Here is a 20,448-nt window from a genome sequence, read left to right on the forward strand (position 1 = left end):
GCGATTATAGTGCCTTCGGCTACGCAAGGCTACATTGCAATCACTTGTGATTGCAACAATATTCTATTTAACCATTTCACCCATATAATAAAATCCCTTGCATTCCACAAGTTTAACATCTACTAAAGAACCAATTAAAGATTCATCCCCCTTAAAGTGAACAAGGATGTTATTAGTCATACGGCCTGTAACCATGCCTTCTTCATGATCATCAACAGTTTCAACTAATACTCTTGCTACACTGCCTTCAAATCTTTTTGAATTTTTGTGACAAACTTCATCAACAACTTCAAGTAAGCGGTTAAATCTATCCTTTACCACATCTTCTGGAACCTGATCTTCAAATTTGGCAGCAGGTGTACCAGTTCTCTTAGAGTAAATAAATGTATATGCACTATCGTAATTAGCCTTACGTACCACATCAAGAGTTTCTTGGAAATCTTCCTCTGTTTCACCAGGGAAACCGACAATAATATCAGTTGTAAATGAAACATCAGGAAGTTTTGCTCTAATTCTGTCGATTAATGCAAGGTATTCTTCTTTTGTATAACGTCTGTTCATCTTCTTTAAAAGACGTGTACTTCCGCTTTGTACTGGCATATGGAAGTGATTACAAATCTTAGTAGAATGTGAACAGACTTCAATAACATCATCACCAAAATCTGATGGATATGGTGTCATAAATCTAATTCTTTCAAGACCTTCAATCTTATCAATTTCAGCAAGTAACTTAGCAAATGTTACATCTCCATCAAGGCCTTTACCATATGAGTTAACATTTTGTCCAAGTAGCATAACTTCCTTAACGCCATCAGCTACTAAATGCTCAATTTCTCTTACGATTTCCTTTGGCTCACGGCTCTTTTCTCTACCTCTAACATAAGGTACGATACAATATGTACAGAATTTATCGCATCCATACATAATATTAACCCCTGACTTAAAAGAGAACTTTCTATCAACAGGTAAATTTTCTACAATAACATTATTGTCCTTATCAATATCAATAACCTGCTTATTTGTAGTAATTCTTTCATAAATTAACTGAGCTAATTTATAAATATTAAATGTACCAAATACTACATCTACGAATTTATATGACTTCTTAATCTTCTCAACCACATCTGCTTCCTGCATCATACAACCGCAAAGTGCAATCATCATATGTGGATTTTTTCTCTTAATGCCACGAAGCTGACCAAGTCTACCATATACTCTTAAATTAGCATTCTCTCTAACAGTACATGTATTATAAAGGCAAAAATCTGCCTTTTTCTCATCATCAGTTTCAACATAACCAATTTCCTTTAAGATACCAAGGAGCTTCTCTGAATCTCTTGCATTCATCTGACATCCAAATGTATTAATACAAGCATAAAGTGGTCTGCCAAGTTTGTTCTTTAAATCCATAATATATTCCTGGCATTTAGATATATATTCAAGCTGGTTTGCTAACTGTTCACTACTCTCCACCGCTTCCTTAGTCTTTCTAACTGGTTTAATACTTTCTAATTCTTCTAAAACTTTCTTTTCCATTGTATTCTTCCTTTATTTACATCTAATAATTTCTTTCTCTGTAATAACCACATCAACACTTACGTCAAATTCGTTAACGCTTACACTATCTACAATCTGATAGTCAAAACTTAATGCTACCTTTAAAAGATCATTAGTGACACGATTACAAAATCTATCATAAAATCCGCCACCATATCCTAATCTATGTCCATTTTTATCAAAAGCCAAACCTGGCATAACTAATAAAAAAGTACTGTCTATTTTACTTTCATCTAATTCTAAAAGATTTGATTTTGGTTCTAATATATTCATACAACCAACTTCTAAATCATCAAGACTACTAATCTTTATAAAACGCATAAGTCCATCTTCTAGATTAATGACCTTAGGAGTATAAACATTTACCCCTCTATCAAGCAATTCCTTAATTAAGTCAATTGTGCCAACTTCTAATTTAGTGCTGACATAAATTAACACATTTTTCTTATTCCTACATAGGTCTAAGCCAAGAAATTTTTCTTTAATCATATTACTAGAAGATGAACTATCATTTTCTGTCATATTTTTTCTTTTATTTTTTATAACTTGTCTTAATTTAAGCTTATCCATTTCTTAATTTCCATTAGCCTTAGCTTCTTCTGTTTCAAGTTCTGCCTTTAGTTTCATTTTCTGGTCATGTCTTTCCTTGACATCAATTATGCTACCATCTGGATTCTGAATCTTAATTGTTTCAAGGGAACCTCTTAAATTCTCACGGAATATCTTAACATATTCCTTTCTTAATCTATCCTGTTCTTCCTTTTCAGCCTTAGTTAATCCTTCAGCCTGTGACTTTCTATAAAGATCATTGATTCTTTGTAATCTTTCTTCCATGTTCATTTTTCTATAATTTCCTTTCACTAAACCTGATTTTCTTAAGTTATTCTATTTAAAGCAAGCCTAATATGTAAATAACAATAAATTAGTGCCTGTTGATATACAATATTTATAATCTGCCTTAGTAGAAAAAATCTTAGTATGTATATCTGGAAATCTTACTACTTCAATATAGTTTGATCCTTTTTTTAATAGAGGAATCTTATGCCTTTTGTGACTGCATACAATTAAGTCATCCTCTATAAATTTAACACTTATGTCTCCATTAAATTTGGCTTCCACCTTTTGATTGTTTAAATTAATCATAACGGTTTGAGTTTTGCCTCTTTTTAAGAGATATGGAGTATCATTTATAATATATGTATAGCTTAAATCTGCATTCTTAGAAACATTATTATTAAGTCTTACCTGTTTTACATCATTCTCATAATCATAAAAAACGATTTTTTCAGAATGATATTCTGCTGAAAACTTAGAATAGCAAATCCTATTTCCTGTAATCTTAATATAAGGAAAAGTTGTATCTTCCTTTGCTAAATCTAACCTATGCATATTAACATTACCACCCTCAAGACAGTTCTCAGAAATAAATTGTCTAATATTTACAATTCCAATCATCTCTGTGTCTGGAGTAATTCTTTCACTACTATCAAATTCATCTACAACATCTGCCTCATCCACTAATGAATAAGAACTAATAAGAATATCTCTTTTTTTAATGTCATTTCTAATTTGTTCAAATGACTTATTTTTACCTAGCTTAACCACACAATTATTACCTGAAATAGGTATAATTCTTTCAACTCCAAGTGTACCAATTAAAGATTTTTCAATTGGCATATCCTTGTCTAATTCCGTTTCATGTAGAATTATTTTTTTGAAGCTCTTATCTTTAGCATCAATTTGCTCAATTAAAATAAAATTACCATCAATGGCAAATATTCTAACTTCATCATCAATGTCTGATTTATTCATAGTAAATTTATAACTAATGGTTGCAGTATTATCATCATATTGGTATTTATATATAAGCACATTAAATTCAGATTCGTTTATACTCTCAAGGGATGTAAAATAAACAAATTCTGGATTCTTATTAGCATATATTATTTCACCATATAGGTATTTTTTAATGCCTAATCCTATTTCAAAACGCTCATTAGTTGAAACGTTTAAAAGGAAGTGATTCTTTCCCTTAATCTTATCCTCATACATATATTCTGCATCTTCAGTTTGCAAAAGGATTTCTCCCCTTAGAGGTATATATTTACTATTCTCGGCATTCTTTATTAACTGAATATCCATTCTACCTCCAAAAAACTAATCTATTAATGTATTTAGATCTAAATTGCTTACTTTGTTGCTTTTAAAAAATGTACCAACATTCTCGCCATTAAAAATTCTTGTAATATTCTCAATGTCATTGCCATTAGTTATAACCATATCAGCACCTGAATATGTTGCAATCTTAGCAGCCACTAATTTAGCAGCCATGCCACCAGTTCCAACACTACTCTTTGATGTAGACTTACCCATATCAAGGGTCTTATCATCAAGAGTATCAACATAATCTATAAATTTGGCATTAGGATTCTTATTAGGATCATCAGTGTATAAACCATCAATGTCTGATAACAAAATCAGTAAATCAGCACCAACAATTGATGATACAATAGCTGATAATCTATCATTATCTCCAAAGGTATTTAACTGTTCAATCTCATATGTAGAGACTGTATCATTTTCATTAACTATAGGAATAGCGTGTAACTTTAGTAATTCATTAAAAGTATTTCTAGCGTTTAGTCTATTAGTCTTATTCTGAACTGTATTCTTAGTCATAAGAACCTGGGCAGCTAAAGAATTATATTCAGCAAAAATCTTTTGGTAAACCATCATTAATCTAGCTTGTCCAATAGCTGCACAAGCCTGCTTAACTGATAATTCAGTTGGTTTAGTATCAAATCCAACAGCACTTCTTCCAACTGCAATAGCACCAGAAGAAACCAAAATAACATCCTTACCTGAATTCTTAATATCAACCAATGTTCTTACTAATTTCTCAATTTTTAAAAGATTAAGTCTATCAGTCTCATCATGCATAAGTGATGAAGAACCAATCTTTATAACAATCCTTTGTTTGTCTTTAATTTTTTCACGTAAATTATCCATATAGTCACCTTCAGCCCTAAAAAAATCCTTGTAAAACCTATAGTTTCACAAGGATAAATTTTACTATATTTCATAAAAAAAGTCTAGTTTAACAATTCCTTTGCAATTGCTTCGCAAACCTTGATTCCATCTACGCTAGCGCTAGTTATACCGCCTGCGTAACCAGCTCCTTCGCCACATGGATAAAGACCTTTAGCATTTATTGAATATAAATTCTCATTTCTAATAATTCTAACAGGACTAGATGTTCTTGATTCCACTCCTAAAAGAAGTGTATCTCCATTATCAAAGCCCTTAATATATCTATTAAAGCCATGAATTCCTTCTACTAAACAATCAGTTAAATATTCAGGAAGAACTTCTTTTAAATTGGCCATATTAGTTTCCCCCTTAGTATTAGGTGTAACCTTACCAAAACTTGTGGATTTAACTCCATTACAAAAATCCTCAAATAACTGTACAGGGATTTTTCCATTGCCAGCTCTATAAGCTGCCCCTTCTAACTTTCTTTGGAATGCCACACCTGATAAAACACCATCACCAAAATCCTCTGGTGTTACAGTTACAATTATGGCACTGTTAGCATTTTCTCCAGCTCTGCTTGAATAACTCATACCATTAACAGCTAAAGCATTCTCTTCACTTGATGCATTAACAACATAGCCGCCAGGACACATACAAAATGAGTAAACACCCCTCTTAGTTCCTGTACAAGTAGACTGATAAGTAACCTTATAATCTGCTGTTGGCAAGTTATATTTAGGATTATTAACTGCCTCACCATATGCATTGTAATTAATTAATTCCTGCTTATGTTCAACTCTAACTCCCACAGCAAATGGCTTTGGCTCCATACAAATTCCAAGATCATTTATCATTTCAAAAGTATCCCTTGCACTATGTCCAATAGCAAGAACTACTCTTTTTGCATTTTTTGTAAAAATTTTACCAGTAGATAAATCTCTTAGTTCTATAGAATCGACCTGTCTAGCTTCCTCATTTTTAACTAGGTTAATTTTTTCCAATTTAGTGCCAAAGAAAATCTCGCCACCATTAGCAATTATTTCTTGTCTAATACTTACAATTACCTTAGCAAGCACATCTGTACCAATATGTGGCTTATTAACATAAAGAATCTCATCACTTGCGCCATGCTCAACGAAAGTTTTTAGTACATAGCTTATTCTTCCTGTTGTTTCATGAATTTGTGTATTTAATTTACCATCAGAAAAAGTGCCAGCTCCGCCCTCACCAAATTGTACATTGCAATTAGTATCAAGAGCTCCTCCATTCCAGAATGTATTTACCTTTTCCCGTCTTTTACTAATCTCAAGACCTCTTTCATAAACTATTGGTCTAAGGCCTAATCTACTTAAATTTAGAGCAGCAAAAAGGCCAGCAGGACCAAAGCCTATAATTACCGGTCTTTCTTCCTCACTAAGTTCTATATTAGCTTTCTTATAATCATCTAGCTCATAATATACTTTCTTAGTAAGTAAAACACTCTTATCCTTAACCTTTTTCATTACAGATTCTAGACTTTTTTTAGATACCTTTAATACATTAACACTATAAATGTACATAATATCTGGCTTATGTCTTGAATCAATTGATCTTTTGGCTATTTCAAAAACAAAATCGTCCTTTGATAACATCAACAATTTGCTTATTTTTTTCCTGATTACATCCAAGCCATCATTTGGCTTACATTTTATATTGTTTATCCTAATTATTTGTCTTTCCACTATAATCTCCTATTATGCTTCTAGCCACTAAATGTGCTGAAGACCATGCCCATTGCAAATTGTATCCGCCACATTTAGCATCCACGTCCACAATCTCGCCACATGCATATATATTCTTGTATCTAATAAGTTCTAGATTATCATCTAATTCCGTAAAGCTAATACCACCTTGACATACTTGAGCTGCACTAATTCCCTTAGAATCTGTTATATTAAGAACCATATTCTTTAAGGCATCCGCGATTTGTTTTATATCATAATCAGTGCAATTTTCTGCCTTCATATCAAGATTAGCACCTACATACTTTAATACAAATTCCATTAATTTATGATTAATAATGCCATCAAAAACTTCTCTTAATGTCTTTTTCTTACAATTTTTAATTGTGGATTCCAATACATTAACTAGCTCTTCATAAGAAAAATCCGGAGTTAAATCAAGGCTAGCCAGGACTTCCTTTCCTCTATTTAGAGCATCCACTGCATATCTACTTACTTGAAACACAGGTATTCCTGAAATTCCATAATCTGCATATTGAATCTCGCCAATATCACTGGCTACTTCCTTTGAATCAACTAATACTTTTACGCATCCATAAGCTCTAACACCCTTAGCTAGCTTTATATTATTATTGTCAGTCTTTAGAGCAACTAATGCTGGCTTGAATTTTATAAATTTCAAGCCTAAACTCTTAAGAACATTTTCTTCTTTACCTGCCTTTTTAGGATCTAGGCTGGCAGCAGAACCTGTAGCTATAATTAGGTATTTACTTACAATTTCAATTAAAATTTCCTTATCTTCAAAAGATTCCACACAGAAAATACGTATATCTTGTCCATTTTTTTCTATTTTATTAGCCTTACAATTTAAAAATTGCTTTACCTTACTTGCCTCTAAATCAAGTCTAAAAGCATTAGCAACACTAAGTGCTGTTTCAGACCTAGGATAAACATATCCATCTCTAATCTTAGGATAGATTCCTAGAGTCTTAAAGTATTCAATGGTTTCTAGATTATTAAATTTTTCAATAATTTCAAAAGCCCTTTTATTATCACTATTCTGGTAACAATCCTGTTGCATATGTAAATTGGTATAATTACATTTACCGTTACCAGTTTGCAAAATCTTAGCTCCTAATTTATTATTCGCCTCTATAATTGCAGTTTTAATATTATTCTTTCCAAGGATACTAGCAGCAAAAAGGGCAGCAGCTCCGCCACCTATTATTGCCACATCATACTCAAAAACCTTTTTCATTGTTATCCCTTTCAATCTTAACTTATCTTAACTTTAGTGTCTTTAGCTAAAAATTAGAGTTCAAATGCAAAAGGTAAAATTTCTTCAAGTCTAAATCTCTTTATTTCCTTATTAACTTCAACTAAAACAATGTCGTTTTTATCCATAAATTCTGACATTACCTGTCTACAGATTCCACAAGGGTAAGCATCTCCCTTTTTAGCAACTATAGCGATTTTTCTAATTTTTCTTTCACCTTCACTAACTGCTTTAAAAATTGCTGTTCTTTCAGCACAATTAGTTGCTCCATAAGAAGCATTCTCAATATTACATCCTGTAAAAATCTTACCTGAATCTGTAATTAAGGCTGCTCCTACTGGGAATTTAGAATATGGAGAATATGAATTCTTCATAGCTTTTCTTGCTTCCTTCATTAATGCTATGTCTTCTGATGTTGCCTTATTTATAAGCTTAATATCCACATCCCTAGAAATTCCAAGTCTTTGTAATACTTCTTCTTGCTTGCCTTCCATTTCCTTAGCTTCAAGCTCTGTCATATGATCATATCCAAAAAGGTGCATCATACTATGTGCTACTAAAAATGCTAATTCTCTTAATGGAGAATGTCCGTATTTAGTTGCCTGCTCGTATACCTTTTCTACAGAAACAACAATATCACCAAGCATTAATTCATCTGTATCAAGATTAAAATAATCCTCATAGTTATTCTCTAGTTCACTTTTTATGGATTTAAAATCTCCAGCTGTTACATATTCAAGTCCAGGGAAAGATAATACATCTGTCGCGGAATCTACATTTCTATATTCCTTATTGATTTCATGTATTGTTTCATTGTCAGTTATAGTAACATTAACCTCTGCCTTATAAGGGCAAGAAACGTAGTTTAAAGCCTCATCAATCACACTTCTTATAACGTCTTCATAGCTAAAATCAAATTTTTTATCTGTCTCATATTCAATGTAAATTCCCATTAGATTACCTCACTTTTATCTTCTAAAGCCCTTTTTAACTGGAGCCTTTTTTCTTTTTTCTAGTTTTTCTTCGTAACTTTCATATGCCTTTACAATTTTTTGTACTAATGGATGTCTTACAACATCCTTATTAGTTAATTTAGCAAATGCAATTCCATCAACCTTAGATAATACCTTAATTGCCACCTCAAGACCTGACTGTGTATTAAATGGTAAATCCTTCTGCGTCATATCACCGGTTACAACTACCTTACTACCAAAGCCTATTCTTGTTAAAAACATCTTCATCTGGGCTGGTGTAGTATTCTGTGCTTCATCCAAAATAATATAAGCATTATCAAGAGTTCTACCTCTCATATATGCAAGAGGAGCCACCTCTATAAGCCCTTTTTCCATATTGGCATTAAAGCTTTCAGCTCCCATAATTTGATAAAGTGCATCATAAAGAGGTCTAAGATAAGGATCAACCTTACTCTGTAAGTCTCCAGGAAGGAAACCTAATTTCTCCCCTGCTTCAATTGCTGGTCTTGTAAGAATAATTCTATTAACCTCGTTATTTTTAAAAGCTGTAATTGCCATTGCCATAGCAAGATATGTCTTACCTGTACCTGCAGGGCCAATACCAAAGGTAACCATATTATCTCTAATCATATCTACATATTCTTTCTGACCTAGAGTCTTAGGCTTTATTGGTTTACCTGCAATTGTTCTTGCTATTACGTCTGTATCTATTTCAAGCATCACTTCTGATTGCTTATCTTCTAATGTAAGGGAAAGGGCATAATCTAATGTCTGTCTTGTTATTTGATTACCTCTGTTGTGAAGTTCCAAAAGATTAGACAACACATCTAATGCCTTCTTAACACTTCTTTCCTCGCCAATAACCTTAACATTCTCATCTCTTGCAATAATATCCACATGTAAGGTTCTTTCTATTGCCTGTACATATTCATCAAACTGTCCAAAAATATTAACTGCAGCCTGTGCTGGTATATTAATTAATTTTTCTACTTCACTCATCCACTACACTCCACACTCTAAATTGATAAAAAAGCTAGCATACTACGTATGCTAGCCTTATTATCTTTACAATTATAATTAGTTGTACTTACGTTTTCTAGCAGCTTCAGACTTCTTCTTACGTCTTACGCTTGGCTTTTCGTAATGTTCTCTCTTACGAATTTCCTGCTGAATGCCAGCCTTAGCACAGTTTCTCTTGAATCTGCGTAAAGCGCTATCTAATGATTCGTTTTCTTTAACGATTACGTTTGACATACTTCCCTGACCACCCTTCTGTTGCAAATTGTGCATCAATACATAATTATAAATATAGGGTATTCTAATCGCACATCTAAAATTATACCATATATTTTCGATTCGTCAACTCTTTTTAAAAAATTTGGCCTGCTAATTCTTCTTCAACTTTTGATAATAATTCATCAATACCTGCAGGATTCTTACCACCAGCCTGAGCCATGTTAGGACGACCACCGCCGCCACCTCCAACGATTGGAGCTAAGCTCTTAATTAAGTTACCTGCATGAGCACCAGCCTTAACTGCATCATCTGTTGCCATTGCAATTAAATTAACCTTACCATTAACTTCTGAAGCAAGTAATACAACGCCTGAACCAATTTCAGCCTTTAATTTATCACCTAAGTTTCTAAGTTCGTTCATATCAACATCTGAAAGCTTTGTAGCAATAAGCTTAAAGCCCTTAACTTCCTTAGCATCACTTGAAACATCACCAAGAGCGTTGTTAGCTATTTCAGCCTTAAGTTTTTCATTTTCACTTGAAAGAGTCTTAACTTCTTCATTAAGTGAGTTAATTCTATTAATTAACTGTGCAGGTTCAACCTTAGCAGCCATTGAAGCCTTTAAGATCTGTTCTTCTAAGTTATTATAGTAAGCAATTACTCCCTTATCTGTTAAAGCTTCAATTCTTCTAACACCTGAAGCTACACCACTTTCAGAAATAATCTTAAATAATCTAATATTGCTTGTATTAGCTACATGTGTACCACCACAGAATTCCTTAGAGAAATCTCCCATAGATACAACACGTACCTTCTCGCCATATTTTTCACCAAAGAGAGCCATAGCACCAGTCTTTTTAGCTTCTTCAATTGTCATAACATCTGTTACAACAGGAACAGCCTTTAAAATCTGCTCATTTACTAATTCTTCTACCTTAGCTAATTCTTCCTTAGTTACACTCTGGAAGTGTGTAAAGTCGAAACGAAGTCTTTCTGGATTAACAAATGAACCCTTCTGTTCTACATGATCACCAAGAACTGTTCTTAATGCCTTTTGTAAAAGGTGAGTTGCTGAATGGTTCTTACATGTATCTAATCTATCGCTTTCATTAACTGTTAATGTAACCACATCTGATACCTTAATCATACCCTTTGTCATTACACCAACATGTCCAATTTTTCCACCCTTTAAGTGAATTGTTGTTTCAACTCTGAATTCTCCGTCAGCTAGGCTAATTACACCCTTATCGCCTTCCTGGCCACCCATTGTTGCATAGAAAGGTGTCTTATCTACAATAATTGTTCCTCTATCACCTTCTGTTAATGCATCAACAATTTCTTCTTCAGTTGTTAAAACTAATACCTTAGCTTCTGATGAAAGCTTGTCATAACCTACAAACTCAGAGCTAATTGCTGGATCAATTTCATCATAAACTGTAGCATCAGCACCCATGTAGTTAGTAGTCTTTCTAGCATTACGAGCCTTTACTCTCTGCTCTTCCATTGCAGCCTTAAAGCCTTCTTCATCAACTGTAATATCTTTTTCTTCAAGGATTTCCTTAGTTAAGTCAATAGGGAATCCATATGTATCATATAACTTAAATGTATCAGCACCGCTAAGTACCTTAAGGCCTTCCTTATTTAAGTCAGCCATCATATCATTTAAGATTGAAAGACCCTGATCAATTGTCTTATTAAATTTATCTTCTTCTTCAGAAATAACCTTTAAGATAAATGTCTTCTTTTCCTCTAATTCTGGATAACCATCCTTAGAACCTTCAATAACTGTTTCACAAAGCTTACCAAGGAATTTATCCTGAATTCCAAGTAATCTACCGTGTCTAGCTGCTCTTCTAAGTAATCTTCTAAGAACATAACCTCTACCTTCGTTAGATGGCATAATACCATCAGATACCATAAATGTAACTGAACGAATGTGGTCAGTAATTACACGAATAGAAACATCCTGCTTTTCTGAATCCTTATATTTAACACCTGCTATTTCGCAAACCTTATTACGAAGAGCCTGTAATGTATCTACATCAAAGATAGAATCTACATCCTGAACAACTACAGCAAGTCTTTCAAGACCCATACCTGTATCGATGTTCTTTTGTACTAATTCCGTATAATTGCCCTTGCCGTCGTTGTTAAACTGTGAGAATACGTTATTCCATACTTCCATGAATCTATCGCCTTCGCCACCCATAACATCTTCAGGGCCATTACCATACTTTTCTCCACGATCATAATAGATTTCTGAACATGGACCACAAGGACCAGCACCATGTTCCCAGAAATTATCTTCCTTACCAAATCTATAAATTCTATCAGCTGGAATGCCAATTTCCTTATTCCAGATTTCAAATGCTTCATCATCATCCTTATAAACTGATGGATAAAGTCTATTAGCATCAAGACCTACTACTTCTGTTAAGAATTCCCATGACCAATGAATAGCTTCTGTCTTAAAGTAATCACCAAATGAGAAGTTACCTAGCATTTCAAAGAAAGTACCATGTCTAGCTGTTTTTCCTACATTTTCAATATCGCCAGTTCTAATACACTTCTGACATGTTGTAACTCTTCTCTTAGGTGGAATCTCCTGACCTGTAAAATAAGGCTTTAATGGAGCCATACCTGAATTAATAATAAGTAAACTGTTGTCATTATGTGGAACTAATGAAAAACTCTTCATCTTGAGATGATCTTTGCTTTCAAAGAAATCAAGATATAATTTTCTAAGTTCATTTACACCTCTGTATTGCACTGTTTCTTCCTCCCGAATGCTATAAATATAAATTAATTTTAATTAAAAACTATATATCCTAAAAATGCGCGCAAAAAACCCGCAATTTTTAATCAAACACTTTGTAAATATACCGCAAATAAAGCATTGTGTCAACTTACGAAGTAAGTTGACATGTAGGCTCGACCCATCGCCTAGCGATTCTCATGGGAGAGCTTCCCTCCGTTGTGTCAACTTACGAAGTAAGTTGACATGTAGGCTCGACCCATCGCTTGGCGATTCTTATGGGAGAGCTTCCAGTCGTTGTGTCAACTTACATCAAAAATCTTCACAACAAAAAAGACAAACAAAGCCATTCGCCTTGTTTGTCTTTATTATTGAATAAAAATTTATTTATCCTCTGTCTTAGCAGCCTTTTTAGCATCTGAAGACTTACGCAATTTAGCGCCGCATACACATGCTACACAAATTGCTGCAATAAATACTACAAATTTAACCGCCTCATAACAAATTTCGCCTAGTAAAGTAGTAAGTACAACCATATAACGCCTCCATTAAAATATTCGTGCTTTCACGTAAATTGAATTCACATATATGTCATATTATATACTATTTTATACGAAATTTCAATATTTACCTGTATTTGAACCTCGCACATCTTAGCTCCAAAGGCCACTATTAAGGAATGCCCTTGCTCTATTATTAGAATTCTCCACTATTTCATCTTTAAAGCCTAAGACTTTTAATAGTTTTATAGCATTACGAGTGCTTGCCGCACCATCTAGTAGCTTATAATCAAATAATACCTGATCATTTGTGACATTTTCCTGGAAATGATAGTTTTTATATTCGCCTTCTAGTAATGTAGTAAGTTCTACATCATGAGTTGCAGCAAATATAAAGGCATTCATGTAAGATAAGTTCTTTAAAATCTCTGTGGAAGCTGCTACTCTTTCAACTGTATTAGTTCCCTTTAAGATTTCATCAATAAAAATAAGCACTGGTAAATCGCTCTCATCCATTGCATCAAAAATCCTTTTTATAGACTTAATTTCAACAATATAATAACTATCATTACCTTCTAAGTCATCTCTTAAGGCCATGGAAGAAAAAATCCTAAATTTTGGCGCCTTATATTTTTTACTAACACTTGTAAAAATCGTCTGACTAAGTATTGCATTTATTGCTACAGTCTTTAAAAATGTAGATTTACCTGATGCATTAGAACCTGTAAGTAAGATATTATTATCCTCTGTCAAAGAATTACTTACAGCATTCGCAATTAAAGGATGATAAACATCAATTATTTCCATTCCTTTTTTGCCAGCAACAAATTCCGGCTTTGAATAATAATCTAAGCTTTTTCTAAACGAAGCAATTGCTATGCAACTTTCAATATATCCCAATGTGTTCATTAATTCATAAATTTCTTTTTCTTTATTGTTAAGAAGCTTCACCATATTGTTAAACTTAATTAAGTCGATATGAGTTAGCATTCTTAAATAATCAAGTAAAATCTCTGATAATGAACCAGTTACATTGCCATTTTCAAGCATTCCAGCATTTTTATATACCTTATCAAATTCCTTAGATAGAGAAGATAATTTTTCGTTAATATCAGCTAAATAAGAAAGATTTAATTTTCTAATATCCTTAGCTGCTTTTATCATCTTTACAATCTGACCTATACAAACAAAGTATTTCTCCACATCAGCCTTAAATCTATAATATGTTATTACAGAAAAAGCCATAGCTGCAATTACTAACAAAATTCCCACAGCAGAATTAACAAAAAGCATAATAACAAGTGATACTATAAGAAAAACTGGTGATAAATAATTAATCACATTGGATTTTGGCATTAAGTCAACTACCATGCCTACATAATCAGATACAGCCATATGCTTAGCATATCCAATAAAAGCAAAAATCTTTTGACATTTTATTCTGCCATCCTCATCCCCATCAAAGGAATCTGCTAGATTATCTGTCTCTTTAAGTCTAGCCTCATCATTAATTGGCTCACGTAGCATCTTATATAAATATTCCTGACCTATACTTGAATTAGTATTATTAATTGCCTTATAGACTCTATCCATGTCTAAGTCGTTCCATGTTATATCATCTATATAATATTTTGCTCTGCTATTTTTATAAAAATGTGATATCTGTTCTAGTTCATCAACACTTATTTTTTTATTGGCTTTTTTGCCATAACTTTTTATTAATCTATTATGCAATCTTTCCTTTGCACTTTTTATTGAATTAAGATATGCAATAATTGCGCAAACTACTGCTAATATAATAAGAATTAATATGTGATTATTCTCCATACAAGTCTCTCCTAGTCCGCAAAATTAATAGCTGTATTAAGGGCAATTTCCATCATGTTAGTAAAGCCAATTTGTCTTTGCTTTGCATCAAGTTCTTCTTTTTTGTAAATGTGATCTGAAATTGTCAATATACAAAGTGCCTTTTTACCAAGTCTTTGAGCATTTAAATAAAGAGCTGCAGATTCCATTTCTACACACATTACACCCATTTTATGCCATGCATCATTAGCGCTTGTATCATCACTATAAAATGTATCTGAAGATAAGACATTACCTGCCTTAACTCTAACTCCTAATTTGCCTGCTTCATCAAAAGCAGTCTTTAATAAATCAAAGTCAGCTGTTGGTGCAATTACACCTGGTAACTTGTACTGACTTGCATAATTAGAATTTGTACTAGCAGACATAGCAAGTACCACATCCATACAATTTAAATCATCTAAAAGCGCACCTGCTGAGCCAATTCTAATAATGCTCTCAACTCCATACATTGTGTATAATTCGTAACTATAAATACCCATAGATGGCATACCCATGCCACTTCCCATAACTGATATTTTCTTACCCTTATACATTCCTGTATAACCAAACATATTTCTTACAGTATTAAACTGTACTACGTCTTCTAAATAATTTTCAGCAATAAATTTTGCTCGGAGTGGATCTCCAGGCATTAAAACAATCTTTGCAATATCGCCATTACTTGCTTCATTATGTGGTGTTCCCATAAATACCTCCATTAAATGTTACAAAAGCAGTGTATTTTAAAATACACTGCTTATTATACTATCTAATATTATAACCTATTTTTTCATAAAGAGTATTAAATTTTTAAAAAATTTATTTACCTTCATACTTAATTACAGAATCAACATTGTAACCTGCAAGCTTGTCACGACCCTTTAATCCTTCAAGTTCCATTAAGAATACAATCTTAACTACTTCTCCGCCAAGTCCTTCGATAAGCTTTACAATAGCTTCAATTGTTCCACCAGTAGCGATTAAGTCATCAACAATAACAACCTTCTGACCTGGCTTAATTGAATCCTTATGCAATTCAACAACTGCTTTACCATATTCAAGATCATATTCAGCAGAAACAGTTTCACATGGAAGCTTACCCTTTTTTCTAGCTGGAACAAATCCTTTATTATTCTTATATGCGATTGGTACGCCAAAGATAAAACCTCTTGATTCTGGACCAACTACAATATCATAGTCTACATCCTTTAGAAGGTTATCAATTTCATCAATAGCTAATTTAAATCCATCTGGATCTTGAAGAACAGTTGTAACGTCTCTAAATACGATACCCTCTTTTGGGAAATTCGGAATACTTCTTACATAATCTTCAACCTTTTTCATTGCAACAAACTCCTTAATATGCTTAAACTAAACTACCTAAAATAAATATTAGGTTAATTATGACCACCTTTGTAATCATATATAAAATGACGCATTTTTTATTATACCATAAAATTTGTATTTTGTATAATCATTCGTCAAATTCACATAAAACGTAGAATCCTCTGTTGGTCTCGCCAACTTCCTTAACCACACCAGTTCTAGATTTAAGGCGTTCCGGTGTGGTGTAATTACCAGACATTGCCACAGCTGGCTCTATTGTATAATAATAGCTACTTGGTAGCTTACCCTCTGTAATTTCTACAACATCACCCTCCTTTACAAGTCCTGGTCTACTCATTGTAAAAGACATTTCTCTCATAGTCATACCTCCCACTACAAGTTAATCTTTTCTAATACTTTTCCTGTGTATTCAATTACTTTTTTCTTTAGATAAATATTGTCCTTACTACTAAGAGTATTATCACTATCATAAATAGTCTTAGCAGCGTCTGCACATTCTTTTAAAGTCTTAGAATCCGCAAATACATCCGCAATTCCAAAATCAAAATCGCCACTTTGTCTCACCCCAAAGAAGTCACCAGGACCTCTAAGTTCTAAGTCTTTTCTTGCGATTTCAAATCCATCATTGCTCTTATTTAATATATCAAGACGTTTTTTAATTTTTTCTGATTTCTTGCCAGTCATAAAAATGCAATAACTTTGTGCATCGCCTCTACCTACTCGACCTCTTAACTGATGAAGTCCTGCAAGTCCAAACATCTCTGCATTCTCAATTAACATAACTGTGGCATTAGGAACATTAACACCTACTTCAATAACTGTTGTTGAAACAAGAATATCAATTTCCCTGTTAGAAAAACGCCTCATTATCTCTTCTTTTTCCTTTGGTTTAAGTTTACCATGTAAATACTCTATTTTGCAATTTGGAAGTTTAGTTTTTAAATTCTTAGTATAGTCTATTACATTGGCAGCTTCAAAATTTTCACTTTCTTCAACCATAGGACATATAACATAACACTGATGTCCTTTTGACACCTCTCTATTTAAAAAACTTTCTGCATTTTTTCTATAGGATTCATCAACAACAGCATTCTTAATTGGCAAACGCCCCTTTGGCATTTCATCAATTATGGAAATATCCAAATCCCCATATAAAATAATAGCCAATGTTCTTGGTATAGGTGTTGCAGACATTACAAGAATATGAGGTCTATTACCCTTTCCCGCAAAATTTTCTCTTTGACATACGCCAAATCTATGCTGTTCATCTGTAATTACCAAAGCTAAATCCTTATAGACAAGTTTTTCTTGAATCAAGGCATGAGTACCAACAATTATCTGGCTTTCTCCGCTCTCAATTCTTTCATAAGCCTTCTCTTTTTGCTTTTTAGTCATTGAACCTACCAAAAGTTCAACCTTAATATCAAGATTATTAGTTTCAAAAAGACTTTTAAGTGATTCAAAGTGCTGAATAGCCAAAACCTCAGTTGGAACCATCATAGCCCCTTGATAACCATTAAGTGCTACTTCAAGCAAACTTATAGTTGCCACAATAGTCTTACCTGAACCTACATCCCCTTGAATTAATCTAGACATGGTTCTATCCCCTGTTAAATCAGATCTAACTTCATCTAATGTCCTTAACTGAGCATTAGTAAGCTTAAAGGGAAGATCATTCAAAAGTTCATCTACTTCTTTAAGCCTTTTTATATGAAAGCTATTAGGATTAGATTCTTTAGTTGATTTTAAGCTAAGGGTTGCAAGTATAAAGAGGAAAAATTCTTCAAAAGCAAGTCTATGTCTAGCTTTTATATAATCATCAAATTCCTTTGGAAAATGTATATTCTGTATTGCAAAATTGTGTTCTGCAAGCTCATATTTTTCTCTAACCCAACTAGGAATAAATTCTGGCTCAAGATAATCCTTATTAATATCTAAAACCTGGCTTATACATTTAAGCATCATATTATTAGATAATCCCTTAGTTAGCGGATAAATAGGCATCATCGTACCTTTAAGCTCATTATATTTAGCAAGGGTAAAAATCTTAGGCTGTTCTAGGCAATAATGATTGCCCTTTATTTTAAATTTGCCTCTAAAGACATATCTAGCACCTAGCTTTAAACTTGCCTTTAAATAAGGCATATTAAAAAATACCACTTCAAAAATTGTGCCATCCATGTCCTTAAGCTTAGCTGATAAAATCTTTATCTTGCCACTACCAAAAATATCTGGACTTTTACAAACCACTCCTTCAATAGCAGATTCCTCATCTAGGTCTTCTAAAGTCTTAATTGTAACTGGCTCATTATAAATATCATAAGTTCTAGGATAATGCTTTAACAAGTCCTCTGTGGTATATAAGTCAAGCTTTGCAAAATGCTCTGCAGTCTTTTCTCCTACACCTTTTAATTTAGTCAATTCCATATTAATCCCTAAATAAATAAATCAACGCATATAAATATACGTTGATTTATTATATACAAAAATTAATTTATTCTACTGAAACAATATAATAGTAAACTGGCTGTCCACCATATTGTAATTCTACTTCTACATCAGCAAATTTAGCACTGATTGCACTAACTGCTTCATTAGCTGCTTCTTCAGTTACATCGCTACCATAATAAACAGTAACTAATTCAGCATCATCAAACATCAAATCATTAATAAGATCTGTTAATGTTGTAATCATATCTGTACCAACTGAAGATAAGCCCTTATCTCCTAAACCGATATAATTATCCTTCTTAATTTCCTTACCATCAATTGATGTATCTCTAACAGCATATGTTAACTGACCTGATTTAACAAGTCCTAAGCTTTCCTGCATAGATTCTGTATTCTCATCTTTGCTTCTACTTGCTTCAAAATTAATTAATGCTGTAATACCCTGAGGTACAGTCTTTGTTGGAATTACAATAATTTCCTTATCTTCAATAATGCTTGCTGCCTGATTTGATGCAAGAATAATATTGCTATTATTAGGTAATACATAAATTGTATCTGCATTAATCTTATCAGCTGCATTAAGAATATCTTCTGTTGAAGGGTTCATTGTCTGACCACCTTCAATTACCTGATCACAACCTAAATCTCTAAAAATCTGACCAATTCCTTCACCAGGTGCAATTGTAATAAATCCAAAGTCTTTCTTTGGTTCATCTGCCTTGCTATCCTTAACTTTAGCCATTGCTTCACTAGCTGCAGCAGCCTGCTTTTCAGCCTGAGAGACAACCTTCTCATTATGTTCTTCTCTCATATTATCAATCTTCATTCTTGTAAGTGAACCATACTTAAGACCTTCCTCGAATGCTAAACCAGGGTGGTTAGTATGAACGTGAATCTTAACAATATCATCAAGAGAAACACATACTAATGAATCACCAATTGAAGTTAAGAATTTTTTGAAATTCTCTTCATCTTTTTCTGTGAATTCTCTCTCAAGATTAATAATAAATTCTGTACAATATCCAAATTTAATGTCTACATTCTCTATAGCAGCACCAACGCCTGCTTTTTCTTCGCTGCTTGGCTTACTATCGCTTTCTGTAATTGTAAAATCAGTTACCTTACCAATAAGAGCATCATAGCAACCCTTTAATACTACTACTAAGCCCTGTCCACCTGAATCTACAACGCCTGCTTCCTTTAATACTGGTAGCATATCAGGAGTCTTAGATAAGACAAGTTCTGCTTCATCTATTAATTTAGAAAGGAATTCTTCAACATCATCTGTTTCTCCTGCAAGTTTAGAAGCCTTATCAGAAACGCCCTTAGCAACTGTAAGAATTGTACCTTCCTTTGGTTTCATAACTGCTTTATAAGCTGTTTCTGTAGCTCTCTGACAAGCAAGAGCAATTGTCTCAACATCAATAGTTGTTGCAGTCTTAACTTCCTTAGTAAATCCTCTTAAAAGCTGAGATAAAATAACACCTGAGTTACCTCTAGCTCCTCTTAAAGAGCCTGATGAAATTGCCTTTGATAAACTTGCCATATTAGGATTAGCAATTGCACTAACTTCTCTAGCTGCTGACAAAATTGTCATTGTCATATTAGTACCTGTATCACCATCTGGTACAGGGAATACATTTAAATCGTTAATCCATTCTTTATTAGCCTCAAGATTCTTCGCTCCAGCAAGAAACATCTTCTGCATAAGCGATGCATCTATAGTTTTTGTAGCCACTTTAATATCCTC

18 protein-coding genes and 1 pseudogene are annotated in these 20,448 nt (G+C 33.1%); all 19 read right to left on the reverse strand.

All coding sequences use genetic code 11. The features are described 5' to 3' along the window. Positions 1-63: 63 nt before the first annotated feature. The 19 genes and pseudogenes from miaB to T537_RS0101925 all read right to left on the reverse strand — a co-directional run bounded on the left by miaB (position 64) and on the right by T537_RS0101925 (position 20,436). Positions 64-1,536, reverse strand: coding sequence for a tRNA (N6-isopentenyl adenosine(37)-C2)-methylthiotransferase MiaB (gene miaB, locus T537_RS0101840; RefSeq protein ID WP_031555934.1), 1,473 nt, complete (start codon positions 1,534-1,536; stop codon positions 64-66). A gap of 12 nt (positions 1,537-1,548) precedes the next feature. Next, positions 1,549-2,127, reverse strand: coding sequence for a 5-formyltetrahydrofolate cyclo-ligase (locus T537_RS0101845; RefSeq protein ID WP_027437469.1), 579 nt, complete (start codon positions 2,125-2,127; stop codon positions 1,549-1,551). 3 nt (positions 2,128-2,130) lie between these two features. After that, a complete protein-coding gene (locus tag T537_RS0101850; protein WP_027437468.1) occupies positions 2,131-2,397 on the reverse strand; it encodes a DUF896 domain-containing protein in 267 nt (88 codons plus the stop codon). 60 nt (positions 2,398-2,457) lie between these two features. Continuing rightward, complete coding sequence (locus T537_RS0101855; RefSeq protein WP_031555937.1) at positions 2,458-3,699, reverse strand: hypothetical protein; 1,242 nt, start codon at positions 3,697-3,699, stop codon at positions 2,458-2,460. 15 nt (positions 3,700-3,714) lie between these two features. Further along, entirely contained in the window at positions 3,715-4,566 is an 852-nt protein-coding gene (gene proB, locus T537_RS0101860; protein ID WP_031555940.1) for a glutamate 5-kinase, read from the reverse strand. Positions 4,567-4,649: 83 nt separating this feature from the next. Beyond that, positions 4,650-6,311, reverse strand: a complete 1,662-nt coding sequence (locus tag T537_RS0101865) for an NAD(P)/FAD-dependent oxidoreductase (RefSeq protein WP_242839148.1) — start codon at positions 6,309-6,311, stop codon at positions 4,650-4,652. Further along, positions 6,292-7,569 carry an aminoacetone oxidase family FAD-binding enzyme gene (locus T537_RS0101870; protein ID WP_031555946.1) on the reverse strand — a complete coding sequence of 426 codons (1,278 nt, stop codon included), beginning with the start codon at positions 7,567-7,569 and terminating at the stop codon, positions 6,292-6,294. Before T537_RS0101870 ends, T537_RS0101865 begins: the two co-directional genes overlap by 20 nt. A gap of 53 nt (positions 7,570-7,622) precedes the next feature. Beyond that, a complete protein-coding gene (locus T537_RS13210; RefSeq protein WP_278244458.1) occupies positions 7,623-8,030 on the reverse strand; it encodes a cytidine deaminase in 408 nt (135 codons plus the stop codon). A gap of 3 nt (positions 8,031-8,033) precedes the next feature. After that, positions 8,034-8,540, reverse strand: a pseudogene (gene ybeY, locus T537_RS13215) (rRNA maturation RNase YbeY); the annotation flags it as partial. Positions 8,541-8,555: 15 nt separating this feature from the next. Then, positions 8,556-9,560: a PhoH family protein gene (locus tag T537_RS0101880; RefSeq protein WP_027437463.1), complete on the reverse strand. Its 1,005-nt coding sequence runs from the start codon at positions 9,558-9,560 to the stop codon at positions 8,556-8,558. Between the two features lie 78 nt (positions 9,561-9,638). After that, the gene (gene rpsU / locus T537_RS0101885) at positions 9,639-9,815 is read right to left on the reverse strand and encodes a 30S ribosomal protein S21 (RefSeq protein WP_005603101.1); all 177 of its coding nucleotides are present in this window, start codon (positions 9,813-9,815) and stop codon (positions 9,639-9,641) included. 115 nt (positions 9,816-9,930) lie between these two features. After that, positions 9,931-12,567, reverse strand: a complete 2,637-nt coding sequence (gene alaS / locus T537_RS0101890; RefSeq protein ID WP_031555952.1) for an alanine--tRNA ligase — start codon at positions 12,565-12,567, stop codon at positions 9,931-9,933. Between the two features lie 368 nt (positions 12,568-12,935). Next, complete coding sequence (locus tag T537_RS12815) at positions 12,936-13,088, reverse strand: hypothetical protein (protein ID WP_155895220.1); 153 nt, start codon at positions 13,086-13,088, stop codon at positions 12,936-12,938. A 117-nt stretch (positions 13,089-13,205) separates the two neighbouring features. Further along, the gene (locus T537_RS0101900; protein WP_031555953.1) at positions 13,206-14,879 is read right to left on the reverse strand and encodes a MutS-related protein; all 1,674 of its coding nucleotides are present in this window, start codon (positions 14,877-14,879) and stop codon (positions 13,206-13,208) included. An 11-nt stretch (positions 14,880-14,890) separates the two neighbouring features. Next, on the reverse strand, positions 14,891-15,607 hold the full coding sequence (deoD, locus tag T537_RS0101905) for a purine-nucleoside phosphorylase (RefSeq protein ID WP_031555955.1): 717 nt from the start codon (positions 15,605-15,607) through the stop codon (positions 14,891-14,893). A 112-nt stretch (positions 15,608-15,719) separates the two neighbouring features. Next, the gene (locus tag T537_RS0101910; protein ID WP_027437459.1) at positions 15,720-16,244 is read right to left on the reverse strand and encodes an adenine phosphoribosyltransferase; all 525 of its coding nucleotides are present in this window, start codon (positions 16,242-16,244) and stop codon (positions 15,720-15,722) included. Between the two features lie 130 nt (positions 16,245-16,374). Then, entirely contained in the window at positions 16,375-16,605 is a 231-nt protein-coding gene (locus tag T537_RS0101915; RefSeq protein ID WP_027437458.1) for a hypothetical protein, read from the reverse strand. A 14-nt stretch (positions 16,606-16,619) separates the two neighbouring features. Further along, on the reverse strand, positions 16,620-18,674 hold the full coding sequence (gene recG, locus T537_RS0101920) for an ATP-dependent DNA helicase RecG (protein ID WP_031555959.1): 2,055 nt from the start codon (positions 18,672-18,674) through the stop codon (positions 16,620-16,622). Positions 18,675-18,741: 67 nt separating this feature from the next. Beyond that, positions 18,742-20,436 (reverse strand): DAK2 domain-containing protein, encoded by a 1,695-nt coding sequence (locus T537_RS0101925; protein ID WP_031555960.1) that lies wholly within the window; start codon positions 20,434-20,436, stop codon positions 18,742-18,744. Positions 20,437-20,448: the final 12 nt, after the last annotated feature.

The sequence above is a fragment of the Lachnospira multipara LB2003 genome (assembly GCF_000702205.1).
GTDB classification, from domain to species: domain Bacteria; phylum Bacillota; class Clostridia; order Lachnospirales; family Lachnospiraceae; genus Lachnospira; species Lachnospira multipara_A.

Bases quoted from the DNA above. Each gene is read 5' to 3' on its own strand.
- miaB (WP_031555934.1), bottom strand. From the start codon at position 1,536: ATGGAAAAGAAAGTTTTAGAAGAATTAGAAAGTATTAAACCAGTTAGA.
- T537_RS0101845 (WP_027437469.1), bottom strand. From the start codon at position 2,127: ATGGATAAGCTTAAATTAAGACAAGTTATAAAAAATAAAAGAAAAAAT.
- T537_RS0101850 (WP_027437468.1), bottom strand. From the start codon at position 2,397: ATGAACATGGAAGAAAGATTACAAAGAATCAATGATCTTTATAGAAAG.
- T537_RS0101855 (WP_031555937.1), bottom strand. From the start codon at position 3,699: ATGGATATTCAGTTAATAAAGAATGCCGAGAATAGTAAATATATACCT.
- proB (WP_031555940.1), bottom strand. From the start codon at position 4,566: ATGGATAATTTACGTGAAAAAATTAAAGACAAACAAAGGATTGTTATA.
- T537_RS0101870 (WP_031555946.1), bottom strand. From the start codon at position 7,569: ATGAAAAAGGTTTTTGAGTATGATGTGGCAATAATAGGTGGCGGAGCT.
- T537_RS0101880 (WP_027437463.1), bottom strand. From the start codon at position 9,560: ATGAGTGAAGTAGAAAAATTAATTAATATACCAGCACAGGCTGCAGTT.
- rpsU (WP_005603101.1), bottom strand. From the start codon at position 9,815: ATGTCAAACGTAATCGTTAAAGAAAACGAATCATTAGATAGCGCTTTA.
- T537_RS12815 (WP_155895220.1), bottom strand. From the start codon at position 13,088: ATGGTTGTACTTACTACTTTACTAGGCGAAATTTGTTATGAGGCGGTT.
- T537_RS0101900 (WP_031555953.1), bottom strand. From the start codon at position 14,879: ATGGAGAATAATCACATATTAATTCTTATTATATTAGCAGTAGTTTGC.
- deoD (WP_031555955.1), bottom strand. From the start codon at position 15,607: ATGGGAACACCACATAATGAAGCAAGTAATGGCGATATTGCAAAGATT.
- T537_RS0101910 (WP_027437459.1), bottom strand. From the start codon at position 16,244: ATGAAAAAGGTTGAAGATTATGTAAGAAGTATTCCGAATTTCCCAAAA.
- T537_RS0101915 (WP_027437458.1), bottom strand. From the start codon at position 16,605: ATGAGAGAAATGTCTTTTACAATGAGTAGACCAGGACTTGTAAAGGAG.
- recG (WP_031555959.1), bottom strand. From the start codon at position 18,674: ATGGAATTGACTAAATTAAAAGGTGTAGGAGAAAAGACTGCAGAGCAT.